We start from the raw sequence: 15,393 nt of genomic DNA, 5'->3' as shown, positions 1-15,393 counted from the left end.
TCTTTATGGAAATCAATGTTATTTATCAAGATGAATATATTATTTGTGTTTCAAAACCAAATAATGTTGTGGTTCATCATGCGTATCATTCTAGAAATGTATCTGATGAAAAATCTCTTTTGCAATTATTAGATGAACAAATTGGAGGTAAATTTTATCCTATTCATCGTTTAGATAGAAAAACATCAGGCATTATTTTGTTGGCTAAAGAGACTCAATTTGTATCAAAATTTCAAGAATTATTTACAAATAACGAAATTCAGAAAACATATTTTGGTATTGTTAGAGGCCACGCTCCTACTGAGAAAACAATAGATTCGCCGGTAAAAGGACGTGATGCAAATGTGCATAAAGAAGCCTTAACATATTTACATACTCTAGAAAAAGTTACTCTTGAAATTCCTGTGAAACCTTATGATTCTTCTCGTTATAGTTTGGTAGAATTAATGCCAAAAACAGGAAGAATGCATCAATTACGTGTACATGCTAATAAAATAAGTCATCCATTAATTGGTGACCCAAAATATGGAGATAAAAACCACAACATGATGTTTGAAGAAAAATTTGGATGGAAAAACATGTTTTTACATGCTGGAAAATTAGAATTTTCACATCCTTTTACTTCAGCCAAATTGTGTCTAATTGCTCCTTTTCCCACAGATTGGATAGCTTTGTATAAGAAGTTTTCTTGGAAAAATCCTCTTTTGTAGGTAGATATTATTTCACAGTAATTAATAAAGCATAGAACTTCAATAAAGGATAAAAGTTGGCAAACAAGTCTAGCCCTGATTGAAGTGGCATCCTTTTTTCTGGCAGTTCGAGTGAATTTGCTTTTTTGCAAATTTGTATCGAGAACAGAAGAAAAAAGATATAACGGAAAGCAGGAATTAGCTTCTAATAAAAACAAAAATTATTGTTCAATAGAATTTGAATTAAAACCAATCAATTCTCCATTTTCAAAATTTGGCGTAATTTCTATGGGATTGCAGCAAACTTCGCAATCTTCTATATATGTTTGTTGATGTACGCTTGCGTCTAGAATCATAGATATTTCTGACCAACAATGTGGACATTGAAAAAAATGTTCTAATTCCACTATTCTTCTATCACTTTTAAAATTAATTTTCCTTTTTTATCCCCAGAAAACAATCTATTGTAAGTATCCTGAAAATTTTCAATTCCATTATAAATATCTTCTCTAGACTTTAGTTTTCCTTCTTGCAACCAAGTTCCCATTTGTTTTGCTGCTTTGCCAAAATCTTTAGCGTAATCTATAACTACCATGCCTTTCATGGTAGAGCGGGTTACTAAAAGTGATAAATAATTACTAGGACCATTAATTTTTTTCTTGTTGTTGTATTGCGAAATTGCACCACAAAGTACTACAGTTGCATGCATTCTTAATTTACTTAATGCCGCATCTAAAATAACACCACCAACATTGTCAAAATAAACATCAATTCCTTTTGGGCATTTTTCTTTTAAAGCAGTGTATATATTTTCAGATTTGTAATCTATAGCAGCGTCAAAACCTAATTCATTAACAATATAATCGCATTTTTCTTTTCCACCAGTAATTCCAATTACTCTACAGCCTTTAATTTTAGCAATTTGCCCAACAATACTTCCAACAGCACCTGCAGCGCCAGAAACCAAAACAATATCTCCTTCTTTAATTTTTGCAACTTCTATAATACCAAAATAAGCGGTCATTCCTGGCATACCTAATGTGCCTAAAAAAGTGGGCATCGATGCTACCTTTTCATCCACTTTAAAACAGCCTTCTCCATCGGAAACTATATATTGTTGTACACCTCCCCAACCAGAAATACAATCTCCTATTTGAAAATTAGGATTGCCGTTATTTTTAACAACTTTACCTATAGAACCTGCACGCATTACACTATCTATTGCAACCGGCGGAATGTATGATTTGGTATCATTTAGCCAACCACGCATTGCAGGATCTAATGAAACATAATGTTGTTGAATTAAAATTTCTCCTTCCTCTAGTTCTGGAATTGGGTGGTCTTCTAATTGCCAAGTATTTTTATCTGGAATTCCTTGTGGACGATTTTTAAAAATTATTTGTTTGTTATTCATCATTGATATTTTAATTTCTAAAAATAATAGTTTTTTAATACTAAGGCAAATACAAAAATGTTAAACTTTTAAGCGATGCTTCTAAATAGTTTTTTTTAGAATTTATACTTTAAAAATTCCATAATTCTAAGTTTCCTTCGGAATACCATTTTTAATACGCTAACAATTCTAAAAGAGTTTTTTCTAACCTATTTTTTCCCAAATATTGATTTTCTAACTCCTTATCAAAAGGAATAGGTGTTTCTAAACTAGCGACTCTTTTTATAGGGCCATCTAAAAATTCGAAGCAATTTTCTGTAATTAATGCAGAAATATCACTTGCAATTCCGCCAAAAGCAGAATCTTCTTGTACTATAATTCCTTTCCCTGTTTTTTTGATAGATGCATAAATTGTTTCAACATCTAAAGGTTGTAATGTTCTTAAATCTATTACATCCGCAGAAATCGTAGCATGTTTTTCTAAGACTTCTAAAACCCAATGAATACCAGCGCCGTAACTAATTAGTGTAATTTGCGTACCTTCTTTTAACAATGCAGCTTTGCCAATTTCTGTGGTATAATAATTTTCTGAAACATCATTATATACAGTTCTATACAAGGCTTTGTGCTCAAAAAATAGCACAGGATTTGGGTCGTTAATTGCTTCAATAAGCAATCCTTTTGCATCTTGAGGAAATGCAGGATACACAACTTTTAAACCGGGTGTTTTTGTAAACCAAGCTTCATTTGTTTGACTATGAAAAGGTCCTGCTCCTATTCCTGCTCCGCAAGGCATTCTTATAACAACATCTGCGTTTTGTTGCCAGCGATAATGAGATTTTGCTAATAAATTTACAATCGGATTAAAACCTGATGATACAAAATCTGCAAATTGCATTTCCACCACAGATTTTACGCCATTTACAGACAAACCATAACTTGCAGATACAATAGCAGATTCGCAAATTGGTGTATTTCGAACGCGTTCTTTTCCAAATTTTGAAACAAAACCATCGGTTATTTTAAAAACACCACCATAATCTGCAACATCTTGTCCCATGATTACTAAATCTGGATATTTTTCCATAGATTGATACAATCCTTCTGAAATAGCATCAACAAAACGTATATTTTTAGTCTCTTTTGATGGTTTAATAGCTGTAAATTGATGATTTTTATACATATCATTCAGCTCAGATTCTAAATTTGGCGTTACTTTTTGTTCTTGAAAAGCAATCTGTAAATGTTCATTAATTTCGTGTAGTATTTCTTCTTTTAAAGAAACTTCGAGTTTTTCCGTTAGAATTTTTTCTTTTATTAAAAATTCTTGATAATTTTCTAAGGGATCTTTTGCTCCCCAAAAATCTAAATCCGCTTGCGGAACATATTTAGTACCACTTGCTTCTTCATGACCACGCATTCTAAATGTTTTAAATTCAAGTAAAATAGGTCTTGGATTTTTTCTTACACTTTTGGCTATTTCATCCACTTTTGTGTAAACTTCAAGAATGTTATTTCCATCAATTATATGGCTTTCCATTCCGTAACCAATTCCTTTATCTGCAATATTCTTGCACAAAAATTGCTCTTTGGTGGGTGTAGATAATCCGTAGCCATTATTTTCTACACAAAATAAAACGGGTAAACTCCAAACAGCCGCTACGTTTAAAGCTTCATGAAAATCACCTTCACTTGTGGCGCCTTCTCCTGTAAAAACAGCACAAATTTTATTGTTTTTCTTTAACAAATTGGCCAATGCTATTCCGTCTGCAACTCCTAATTGTGGTCCTAAATGAGAAATCATTCCCACTATATTATAGGCTTGGGTACCAAAATGAAAACTTCTATCTCTACCTTTTGTAAAGCCATTCATTTTACCTTGCCACTGAGAAAATAGTCTGTGCAAAGGAATATCTCTAGTTGTAAAAACACCTAAATTTCTGTGCATTGGTAAAATATATTCGTCTTTTTCTAACGCATGGGTAACGCCCACCGAAATGGCTTCTTGACCAATACCAGAAAACCATTTAGAGATTTTTCCTTGACGTAAAAGAATCAGCATTTTTTCCTCAATTAAACGAGGTTTTAACATCTCTTTGTAGAGTTTTAAGAGTGTTTTGTTTTGAATAGAATTTTTAATAAAATCAATTTTAGCAGACATAAATTAAAGATTTCATAATTATATAAACAAACATAGGAATAAAGATATACATTCCATAAAAAAAATCCTTATCATTTTACTGATAAGGATTTTTTTAAATTTTTAACCAAAGTGCTACTACAAGTCTTGAAAAATTGCATGCATCATTCTCTTTTTATCATTGATGCTTTCTTCAAGAGCAATCATAGTTTCCGTTCTGTTTACACCAGGAATATCATCTATTCTATAGATAATATCTTTAGCGTCATTGGTTCCTTTTGCTCTTACTTTACAGAAAATATTGTATTTTCCTGCAGTTACATAAGCTACGGTAACGTTAGATATTTTTCTTAAATCTTCAATTACATTTTGTGTCATCGATGTTTTTTCTAAAAACACACCCACGTGTGCTATAAAAGAATAGCCCATCTTTTCGTAATTTAAAGTTAAGGTAGAACCTTGAATAATACCTTCATCCTCCATTTTTTTTACACGAACATGAATAGTTCCCGCAGAAACTAATAACTGTTTTGCAATATCTGTAAAGGGGGTTCTTGCATTTTCAATTAAGATATCTAAAATTTGATGATCGATTTCATCTAAAATAAATTTTTTCATATTTTACGTATTATTCAATTTACTATGCAAATTTATGAATTAAATTTAATTAAACAAGTAAAAAACTAACAAATACTTAATTAATATTATCCTCGAAAACGATTTCGGAGTGTCCAATCTTTAAATTTAAACTATTTTCATCAACTTTGTTTAATTTTGAAACAAATCTACCTTCTACAATCTTGTCTTCATATTGATATGCAATATCCTTTTTGGAGTCTGAATATCTGTGAATTACGTCATAGAAAATTTTATCATTATTAGGAATCTCAAAGTATTCTTTATAGTTTTTAAAGATGAATGAATTTGCAATATGATGAATTCCTTGCAGCATAGCATAAAATGTATATCTACGAGATTCTTCTCTTTCATAATCATTAGGATAATGACCTGATTCTATTAAAATGGTATTATAACCCAGTTTTTGAAAGTTATCTCCGGTAGCTGTTGGGTAAAACTCGTCTGTATATCTACCTACAAAATTCGGAATTATATTTTGCAACATCGCATTCATGCTAACAATAACGTTCATTGTTGCAATTCTGCCTTTGGTAAGTGCTCTTGTAATTTCTTCAGAAGGTGCTAAAAAGGAAATTGTTGCAGGGTTTTTGGTTCCTTCTACGCCAAAAATAGTTCTTTGATCATGTAAATTAAAGCAAAATTGAGGGTTAAAGTCTTCTAAAATACTGCGTAATAATTTGCTTTCTTTGGCAACTTTATTTACAGCATCTCTATTTAAGTCTATGTTATTTGCATTTACTCTTGTGTATGCTTTTGCTCCATCAGGATTTAACATGGGTATAAAAACCAACGTACATTCTTTTAATATTTGAGTAAATGTATTTTCTGAGGATTCATTAAAACAGTTTAAAAGATCAAACATGGCTTTTGTACCTGTACTTTCATTTCCATGCATTTGAGACCACACTAATATTTTCTTTGAACCAGTACCAATTTTTAATTGCAATATTGGTCTGTCTTCTTCGGATGTTCCTATTTGAGTAACTACAAATTTAGATTCGTATTTAGAAAATAGTTTTTCAATGTCATTATATGTTATCCATTTTCCTTGTAAAGAATATTCTTTTTGATCAGTATAGATTTCTTCTAAAAAAGTAGTTGATAAGGTGTTCATAATTAAGTAAAGTATTTTTTTCAAAAATAAAGAATTTTTGAAAGCCAACTACCATAATGTAGTAGTAATGATTTTATGAAATTTTGTATTTCAAATTTTATATAAGAAAGAAAATGGTAGTTTTTTAAAGAAGATTTAAACCTGTAAAATAAAGTATTTCAGTAACTAAATTTGTTTACAATTGTAATCATGTAAAAAAGTTACAATTGTAATTTACGACCATGTTACAAATGTAAACTTTAAAACAACCGTTGTTTGTTACTTTTGTAAACCGTGATGCATCCATCAAATATGACTAAGCACAGATAGCTAATTCATTATAGTTTTATCTTATTAATATAAAACAACTAATTATATTTCAACGATATATGTAATTTACATAAAGTGATACTTTAACATAGTTATTGGCAAATATTTATTTCACAAACAAGTTCTTTGTTGCTTCATTTAGATTATTTACATTTGTATAAAGCAAGAACATTACAATGGTAAACATTTTAGAATTTACAACACGTTTAAAAAAAGTGATGGATTTTCATCAATTATCAGCCTCTATGTTTGCTGATAAAATAGGAGTTCAGCGCTCTAGCATTTCTCATATTCTCTCTGGAAGAAATAAACCAAGTTTAGATTTTATTCTTAAGGTGACCTCAGAATTTAAAGATGTAGATATGTATTGGTTGTTAAATGGCAAAGGAAGTTTTCCTAAAAGTGAAGAAACTCACCTTGCTTCTGCTCCATCTTTATTTAATGACAGTTCTAGTTCAAATGGAAAAAAAATACAACGTATTGTAGTTTTTTATGACGATGGAACTTTTGATGAGTATAAAAAATAATGAATAAATTTAAAAGTACACATCTATGGGCTTTGAATGGTTATCGAAAAAAAATTATAAAAGACATTATATTTGTTTAAAATGTCAAAAAGGATTTAAACGTGCTTCTGATGAAGATATGAAGTTTTCAAAAAATACCGATTTATCTAATTTAATGCAAGACTATTATATTTCTGAAGAAAAGAAAGATATTGTAAAATACGTGAATGCAGCATTTAAAAAACTAAATATTACCTGTCCTAATTGTAAAAATAAAATGTTGCAAGTACATTATGATTTTGAAATTCCTTCTCAACATGATCATTCATCATGGAAAGGTATAAAGAAAACAATGTCTCATAAATTAAAGATTAATTATGACGTTTTTATTCAATGGCATCTTTTAGAATTAAATAAGGTAGCTGCAAATTCTTCTAAATTTAAAATACTGAAACAAAACCTTCAAAAATTAGAAAGTGTAAACATCTTATAATAGATTAAAATAAAGGTATAAAAATAGATTTTGAAGTTTTACATAAAAGCCTTGCAATTAATAAAAATCTAAGTGCAGAGACATCATCTGCTTGCTGCATTATAGTTTATTCTTTTAGATAGTACATACATAAAATGCCACATTATAAAAATAAAGTGGCATTTTGTAATACAAACAAGTGTATCTTATTATTATACAAATTTATAATTTTACATAGCTGCTTTATAAAGAGCTATTGTATCTTCTAAAGTAACTTCTCTTGGATTTCCGCCAGTACAAACATCAGCTAAGGCATTTTTTGCCATTTCTTCAAAATCCTCTTCTTTTACATTAAACTCGCTTAAACCAGAAGGAATTCCTACAGATTTTGACAATGCTTTAATGGCTTCAATAGCTGCATTAGCACCTTGAGTATCACTCATTTCTAAAACACCAACGCCCATAGCTCTTGCTACTTTTTTTAATTTATGAGCACATGCCGGAATATTAAATTTTTCTACGTGTGGTAACAAAATAGCATTTGCAACACCATGAGGCATATCATACATTCCTCCTAATTGATGCGCCATAGAATGCACAAAACCTAAACCTGCATTAGAAAACGCTTGACCCGCAATAAACTGTCCCCAAGCCATTTTACTTCTTGCTTCTAGGTTTTTACCATCAACAACAGCAATTTCTAAACTTTGTGAAATCAATTTAATCGCTTCCAATGCCAATGCATCAGACCAACCAAAAGCACCTTTTGTTACATAAGTTTCAACAGCGTGCGTTAAAGCATCCATACCTGTAGCAGCCGTTAAAGACGCAGGCTTACCTAACATCAATATTGGATCGTTTACAGCAATAGAAACCAAACAGTTTTTATCTACCATTACCATTTTTATATGGCGTTTTTCATCGGTAATAACGTAATTAATAGTTACTTCACTCGCTGTACCTGCCGTAGTATTAATAGCTATTAAAGGTAAAGATTTATGTTTAGATAAGTGAATACCTTCATAATCTCCAATTTCTCCTCCGTTTGTAGCTAATATTCCAATAGCTTTTCCACAATCTTGAGGAGAACCTCCTCCTAGAGTTAAAATAAAATCGCAAGAATGTTCTTTCAAAAGAGACAAACCATCATCAACATTTTTTACAGTTGGATTTGGGTGCACATCGTCAAAAACAACAACTTCTAAGTTTGATGATTTTATAACATCAAGTACCTTTTGAGCAACCCCTAATTTTACTAAAATTTTATCTGTAACAAATAGGGCTTTTTTAAAATGTAAGCTTTTTAACTCTTCTCCTAAATCATCTAATGCACCAGGTCCAATAAGACTTAAAGGTGGTAAATAAATTCTTCTGTTTTGTAACATTCTTATGCTTTTTAAAGATTAAATTATTACGCAAAGTACTTAATTATATAATTTATAAATTATGATTTTTATCACCTAAAAAGAATTTTAAAAGACAAATTAAACAACTAAAAATTATTGATGAAATTTCACAAATTGCCACTAAAATTATAGAAAATTGATTATGATTTGTATGCTATTTTTTTTAATAAACGCAGTAAAGTACAGCTTTTTATTTCAAAATAAATTATATTAGTGCAATGTATTTTAAATAAATGCAAATTCTGGCGATAAATTTTATTGCAAAAGAAATAGATTTCCTGTCCTTAATTACACGTATAATCCGTAGTTAATAGAATTAAACAACCAATTAATATAACCATAAAGAAAACTAAAAAAAAGTGCGCTATGAAAAACACTACTTATTTTAAACTTATTTACACAATTATTTTCTACTTCAGTATTACCCTTAGTTTTGGTCAAGTAGAAAATACGAATCCTGCCGAACATCCTTGTGGTACCGTTTTATCGGTAGACTCAAATTCTGAGTATCAAAACAAATCAAACCTAAATTGGAAAAACCAAAGACAGACTTACATAAATGAAGTTGCTAATTTTAGAAAAAGTGCTTCAAAATTAACATCTAACATTAGATTTGTACCTATTCAATTGCATATTATTAGAACCACAGCAGGTACTGGAGGTATTTCCGTAGCTGATTTAGAAATTGCCTTAGAAGTAGCTAATAATTATTATTCTGAAGGAGGTATTTATCTTTATCAATGTAGTACTATAAACTATATAGATGATGATAATTATTATGATTATGATAAATCAGAAATGACAGCACTACACACAGCACATGGGGTGGCGAATGTTTTAAATATTTATATTGCAAATTCAGTTACAAGTTCTGGTACTTCTATTTGTGGGCATGCTCAATTTCCTGGTGGTTTAGATTTTGCAATTTTACCAGAAATTTGCGCTATGAATGGAAGTACATTTGCACATGAAGTTGGACATTATTTTAATGCGTATCATACACATGAAACTTATTTAGGAGCAGAATTGGTAGATGGGTCTAATTGCTCTTCTAAAGGAGATGTTGTTTGCGACACACCGGCAGACCCAAGTCTAAGTGGTAAAGTAGATATTTATAACTGCGTTTATACAGGCACCAATACAGACGGAAATGGCCAAACATACACACCTCCTGTTAGTAATATTATGTCCTACTCTGCTAAAGGCTGTAGAGTTGTTTTTACAGATGAGCAATATGCAAGAATGTTAGCATCTATAGACAATGACAGATCTTATTTAAACTGCCCTACTTCTACTCTTGAAACTAATTTTCGTAGTTTTCCAGATCTTAATAATTGTACAAATAGTTTAGATGTTGAGTTTTCTAATTTAACAACAGGCAATGCTACTTCTTGGTCATGGGATTTTGGAGATGGCAACACAGCAACAACCCAAACCCCAACTCACACTTATACAACACCTGGTAGCTATAGCGTTAGTCTTTCCGCTAATAATGTTGGTGGTACAGATGTTGAAACTAAAAATTATGAAATTGCAGTAGGTGCGGTTTCTATCCCTTATTTAGAAGATTTTGAAAATGGCGCAAGTGATTTAGGGAGGTTTAAAAAAACTTCTACCATGAAAAACTATGTAGCATTAAATGCCGCTGCAGGTAATGGAAGCACTAACGGATTGGCTTTTTATGGTTTTGGCGTTGGACCAACTACATCTTCTCCTTATTTTTATATACCAAGTAGCACAACTGCTTTTAAAAACCTAGTGAATCCTTATTTTAAATCTGAGGTTTCATTATGTGTAGATGCTACTAATTTTTCAACATTATCGCTTGGTTTCGACTTAAAACAATTACACAAATATAATAGCAACTATTCCAATTTTAGAATTACCATAAACGGAACAGAAGTTGCTATTTATCAGTCTGATGGCACTGAAACTTGGAGTACAAAAAGTGTTAATTTAACAGCGTATGCTGGTTCAGTTATAACCATTGGTTTTGAAGGTTCACATAAATATGGCATCGGAGACAATGCTACTTTTATAGACAATATCGCCATAACAGGAACACCAATTTCTACTAGTTGGACAGGAGTTACTGATACCAATTGGGATACAACTACTAACTGGAGTGATGGAGTTCCTGCCGCAACAACAAACGTTATAATTCCTAGCGGATTAACAAACTACCCAACCGCTAGTACTGCAGTTACTGTAAATTCAGTTACTATGAATTCTAGTAGCTCTTTAATTGCACAATCTACTTTTTCTGGAAACATTATTTATAACAGAAATATACCAACTACCAATTGGTACATGGTATCTTCGCCTGTTATTGGACAAACTATTGTAGATTTTTATACAAATGAATCTCCAGTCATAGGTTCTGGCGTTGGTGAAGCTAGAAAAGTTGCCATTGCTCCTTATGATAATTCTGTTGCCCAAAGCTGGAGTTATTATACATTAGGTCAAGTAGATGGCATTGGCACAAATGATACTTCAGATTTATTTAATTCAGGAACAGGGTATACTGTAAAAATGCAAGCTATAGGAGATATTTCTTTTACAGGAACACTAGATGTAAATGATGCAGGCGTAGGTGTTGGCATCACATCTAATTTGAATGCTTATAATTTGATAGGAAATCCTTATCCGTCTTATTTAGCAGCAAACAATGCCTCAGATGCTATTAATATCTTAAAAGTAAATGATACAGATAATGACTTTTTAACAGAGGCTACAATATGGATATGGGATCAAGCAACCAATACTTATGACCAATTTAATCATGCTTCTCCTTCGTTTCATATTGCGCCAGCTCAAAGTTTCTTTGTAAAATCTAATGGATCTAATACGTTTTCTTTTACGGAAGCTATGCAAAAACATGTAAACACAGATACTTTTCAAAAAACTGAAATTACGAGGCCTGAAATTAAATTAACACTAACAGACGGAACTTTAACTAGAGATACAGATATTTTCTATATCGAAGGAACAACAACAGCATTTGATTCTGGTTATGATAGTTCAATTTTTAATGGGGCTGCTAACTCTTTTGAAATCTATACACATGCCGTTGCCAATGGTACAGGAAAAAACTTAGGAATACAATCCTTACCAACTGCCAATTATGAAAACATGATTATTCCTATTGGAATAAAAGCAGCTGCAGGCTCGGAAATCACAATTACTGCTTCTGCCATAAATCTACCTAATGGAATGAATATCTATTTAGAAGATAAAGTTGAAAATTCATTTACAAAAATAGATGCAACTTCTGGTTTTGCCACCACACTTTCTAGTGAATTAAATGGAATTGGACGCTTTTATTTACACACAAGTAATGGTACTTTAAATACAAATGAGTTTATTCTAAAAAACCTTAGTGTTTATACTTTGGATAAAAATAATTTACGAATTGTTGGGGTTCAAAATGGATTTTCAAATGTTCGTATATTCGATATTATTGGTAAACAAGTGGTAAACACTTCGTTTGAAGGACAAGGTGTTAATGATATAGCATTGCCAAATCTTAACAGTGGTATTTATATTGTTCAGGTTGCAACAGAATCAGGAATCTTAAAAAAGAAAATAAGAATTTAAAAAATCCCTAGGTTTTAATAAAATAAAAGCAATTACTACGAATGATAAAATAAAATTTCATCAGCATAAATAGTACACTATTTTATGCTGATGTTTTTTGATAGATAAATAGCCTAAAAATTATATTTATAAGGTCATATTTTGAATAAAACAGTAAACATTAAGAACTAAAAGATGAAAGCTGTTTAATTTAAAAAATTGAAGTTCAATTATGAACTTCAACAAAAACTTTTTTATCAATTATTGCTTTCTTAAGAAATAGAAATTGCAATCAATTCAATTGCTACTTTGCAAAAATTAAAAAACCTAAATACTGATTTACAGCTTTTTACGCCTTTTAACAAAGCTCATGAATATCTTATTTTAATAAATTAAGGGGTTTTTCCTTGTTGTTTTTTTAAAAAAAAATTAATAACTTTATATACTACTAATAACCAAATACTTAAATCTAATTATTATGAAAAAAAATTACATTATTTTACTAATCTACTTGGCAAGTTTTCACTGCTTACATTCACAAAATTATAACGCTCTTAACTTTGATGGAACTAATGATTATGTTTCAACCTCATTACCCTCTGTTTTTTCAGACATCCCAAATAATGACATTACCATAGAGGCTTGGGTTTTTCCAGAAACATTTCAATTTTCACGCATATTATTTGCACAGTTAGATGCGAATAACTTTGTCTCAATTTCTTTTGGAAATAATGGCGAAATTTTAGGGTATGTAAGTAATGTTTCAGGAGAAATAACAACCGATTCTTTAGAACTTAATAAATGGTCTCATGTTGCCATAACATGGAACCACTCAACGGAAGAAATTCAAATTTATATTAATGGAGTTTTGGCACCTTTAGGTGCAGGAACTAGCACTTCAACTACAGGTAATGATAATGCAATGACAATAGGAGCAAAAACTAATGAAACTCAATACTTTGACGGAAGTATTGATGATTTAAGAATATGGAATGCTATTAGAACAGCTCCTGAAATTAATGCTAATATGAATATTTCAATTTCAGGTTCTAAAACAAATCTTATAAATAATTATAAATTTAATCAAGGACAAGGAGGTTTAGACAATACTGGTATTACCACTTTAAACGATAACTTAAATACAAATAACGGTTCGTTAATCAATTTTGCCTTAACAGGCACTTCTTCTAATTGGATTACAGTTGATGAGTCTATAACTAATTCTAACTACCTAAACTTTGATGGAACTAATGATTATGTTTCAACTGCGCTTCCCGCTATATTTTCAGACATCCCAAATAATGACATTACCATAGAGGCTTGGGTTTTTCCAGAAACATTTCAATTTTCACGCATTTTATTTGCACAGTTAGATGCGAATAACTTTGTCTCAATTTCTTTTGGAAATAATGGCGAAATTTTAGGGTATGTAAGTAATGTTTCAGGAGAAATAACAACTGATTCTTTAGAACTTAATAAATGGGCTCATGTTGCCATAACATGGAACCACTCAACGGAAGAAATTCAAATTTATATTAATGGAGTTTTGGCACCTTTAAGTGCAGGAGCTAGCACTTCAACTACAGGTAATAATAATGCAATGACAATAGGAACAAAAACAAATGAAACACAATTCTTTGATGGAAGTATTGATGATTTAAGAATATGGAATACTATTAGAACAGCACCAGAAATTAGCGCTAATATGAATAAAGAATTATTTCTTCCTCAAACAAACCTTATACATAATTATAAATTTGACCACGGGCAAGGAGGTTTAGACAATACAGGAGTAACTACCTTACAAGACGAGTTAGATACAAACAATGGTTCTTTAAATAATTTTACCTTAAATGGAAATGCATCTAACTACCTAACAAGAAGTGCTACAAAAGTGAATGTAGTTTTAGAACAATTTACAGGTACATGGTGCGGTTTTTGTCCAGATGGAGCGGAAGTTGTGAGTACAATTCTAGACCAATATCCAGATAACCTAATTCCTATTTCTATTCACTCTTCTGATGTTATGGAATACGCAGATGGAATTACAACAGAATTCAGCGGTGGTTCTTACCCAGGAGGAATGATTAATAGAAAAGTTTTTACAGGTGAACCGAATGAAGATCAAAGTCGTACTTCATGGTCTTCAAACGTAACTTCTGAAATGGCAAGATACACCCCTGTAGAAATAGAAGTTTCTAATAGTTACAACTCGGCAACACGCACAATAACTGCTACTATAACAGGTAATTTTGTAGATTATGTTTCAGGTGATTTGCGTTTTGTGATGCAAATTACTGAAGATAATGTTACTGGAGGTCAAGAATATAATCAAGCAAATTATTACAATGACACCGCAGGACATCCATATCAAGGAGCTGGAGATCCAATTGTGGGGTACAGCCATAGATTTGTACTACGTGCTAACGAACCTGGACCTTATGGTAATGCAGGTGTAATTCCTGCAAACGTTGTTCCTGGAAGTTCTTATTCAGAAACTTTTACCTATACAATTCCGGAAAGTTTTGATGAAAGCAATATTTCGGTTATTGGTTTTGTTGCAAATAGTGATCCAATCGTTGGTCAAAGAGATATTTTAAATGCAGCAATAGAACCCTTAACTGCAGCACTTTCAATTAAACAGGAAAGTGTTTTTAAAGCTTTTACTGTGTATCCAAACCCTGCTGAAAATAATTTCACCTTAAGATTTAATCTAGAAGAACCTGCACAAGCCGATATAGTGATGTACAATATATTCGGTAAAGAAGTAAAAAAAATCGCTTCTAAAGATTTCAACTTTGGTGAACAAAAAATTCAAGTTTCAGTAAGAGATTTATCCAAAGGAATATATTTTGTAACCATACGTGAAAACAATAAATCATTTACCAAGAAATTAATTATTAGATAAAGAAGAGATGCTTTTTCTTAAACGCTCAGGTTTCCCTGAGCGTTTTTTTTTATTTCCAGAATTTCAAAAATAATAGAAATAATCTGCAAAGTTATATGCATCTATTGCAATGAAACTTCTTGAAATAGCTTCTAAAGATTGCCTCATAAACTAATAATGACAATTATTTTTGATTCGAGTTAAGTTAGAAATTTTCTGTATGTTATTTTGCAAAGTTACGTATACAAAATAACGCATATAA

General features: G+C 30.9%; 11 protein-coding genes. 5 read left to right on the top strand and 6 right to left on the bottom strand.

Annotated elements, in window-relative coordinates; translation table 11 throughout:
• Nucleotides 1–5 precede the first annotated feature (5 nt).
• Nucleotides 6–710, top strand: coding sequence for a pseudouridine synthase (locus ACSHW5_RS02020; protein WP_435674436.1), 705 nt, complete (start codon nucleotides 6–8; stop codon nucleotides 708–710).
• A gap of 200 nt (nucleotides 711–910) precedes the next feature.
• Here ACSHW5_RS02020 and ACSHW5_RS02015 read toward each other — a convergent pair whose 3' ends face one another.
• The 5 genes from ACSHW5_RS02015 to ACSHW5_RS01995 all read right to left on the bottom strand — a co-directional run bounded on the left by ACSHW5_RS02015 (nucleotide 911) and on the right by ACSHW5_RS01995 (nucleotide 5,999).
• Nucleotides 911–1,096 (bottom strand): CPXCG motif-containing cysteine-rich protein, encoded by a 186-nt coding sequence (locus ACSHW5_RS02015; RefSeq protein ID WP_435674435.1) that lies wholly within the window; start codon nucleotides 1,094–1,096, stop codon nucleotides 911–913.
• The gene (locus ACSHW5_RS02010) at nucleotides 1,096–2,103 is read right to left on the bottom strand and encodes an NADP-dependent oxidoreductase (protein ID WP_435674434.1); all 1,008 of its coding nucleotides are present in this window, start codon (nucleotides 2,101–2,103) and stop codon (nucleotides 1,096–1,098) included. Before ACSHW5_RS02010 ends, ACSHW5_RS02015 begins: the two co-directional genes overlap by 1 nt.
• Before the next feature lie 151 nt (nucleotides 2,104–2,254).
• Nucleotides 2,255–4,243 carry an alpha-ketoacid dehydrogenase subunit alpha/beta gene (locus ACSHW5_RS02005; RefSeq protein ID WP_435674433.1) on the bottom strand — a complete coding sequence of 663 codons (1,989 nt, stop codon included), beginning with the start codon at nucleotides 4,241–4,243 and terminating at the stop codon, nucleotides 2,255–2,257.
• A gap of 117 nt (nucleotides 4,244–4,360) precedes the next feature.
• Nucleotides 4,361–4,840, bottom strand: a complete 480-nt coding sequence (locus ACSHW5_RS02000) for an Lrp/AsnC family transcriptional regulator (protein ID WP_435674432.1) — start codon at nucleotides 4,838–4,840, stop codon at nucleotides 4,361–4,363.
• A 76-nt stretch (nucleotides 4,841–4,916) separates the two neighbouring features.
• Nucleotides 4,917–5,999, bottom strand: coding sequence for a M14 family zinc carboxypeptidase (locus tag ACSHW5_RS01995; RefSeq protein ID WP_435674431.1), 1,083 nt, complete (start codon nucleotides 5,997–5,999; stop codon nucleotides 4,917–4,919).
• A 461-nt stretch (nucleotides 6,000–6,460) separates the two neighbouring features.
• Between ACSHW5_RS01995 and ACSHW5_RS01990 the strand changes: the two genes are divergently transcribed.
• Together ACSHW5_RS01990 and ACSHW5_RS01985 are read left to right on the top strand one after the other, a co-directional pair.
• Nucleotides 6,461–6,811: a helix-turn-helix domain-containing protein gene (locus ACSHW5_RS01990; protein WP_435674430.1), complete on the top strand. Its 351-nt coding sequence runs from the start codon at nucleotides 6,461–6,463 to the stop codon at nucleotides 6,809–6,811.
• A 25-nt stretch (nucleotides 6,812–6,836) separates the two neighbouring features.
• Nucleotides 6,837–7,283 carry a hypothetical protein gene (locus ACSHW5_RS01985; RefSeq protein WP_435674429.1) on the top strand — a complete coding sequence of 149 codons (447 nt, stop codon included), beginning with the start codon at nucleotides 6,837–6,839 and terminating at the stop codon, nucleotides 7,281–7,283.
• 209 nt (nucleotides 7,284–7,492) lie between these two features.
• Here ACSHW5_RS01985 and ACSHW5_RS01980 read toward each other — a convergent pair whose 3' ends face one another.
• The gene (locus ACSHW5_RS01980) at nucleotides 7,493–8,647 is read right to left on the bottom strand and encodes an iron-containing alcohol dehydrogenase (RefSeq protein WP_435674428.1); all 1,155 of its coding nucleotides are present in this window, start codon (nucleotides 8,645–8,647) and stop codon (nucleotides 7,493–7,495) included.
• 387 nt (nucleotides 8,648–9,034) lie between these two features.
• Here ACSHW5_RS01980 and ACSHW5_RS01975 point away from each other — a divergent pair, with 387 nt between their 5' ends.
• Nucleotides 9,035–12,265, top strand: coding sequence for a PKD domain-containing protein (locus ACSHW5_RS01975; RefSeq protein WP_435674427.1), 3,231 nt, complete (start codon nucleotides 9,035–9,037; stop codon nucleotides 12,263–12,265).
• Nucleotides 12,266–12,722: 457 nt separating this feature from the next.
• Complete coding sequence (locus ACSHW5_RS01970) at nucleotides 12,723–15,152, top strand: LamG-like jellyroll fold domain-containing protein (RefSeq protein ID WP_435674426.1); 2,430 nt, start codon at nucleotides 12,723–12,725, stop codon at nucleotides 15,150–15,152.
• Nucleotides 15,153–15,393: the final 241 nt, after the last annotated feature.

Origin of the sequence: Polaribacter sp. (assembly GCF_051251875.1) — a bacterium.
Classification (GTDB): Bacteria; Bacteroidota; Bacteroidia; order Flavobacteriales; family Flavobacteriaceae; genus Polaribacter.
This window is presented reverse-complemented; position numbering and strand designations above follow the sequence as displayed.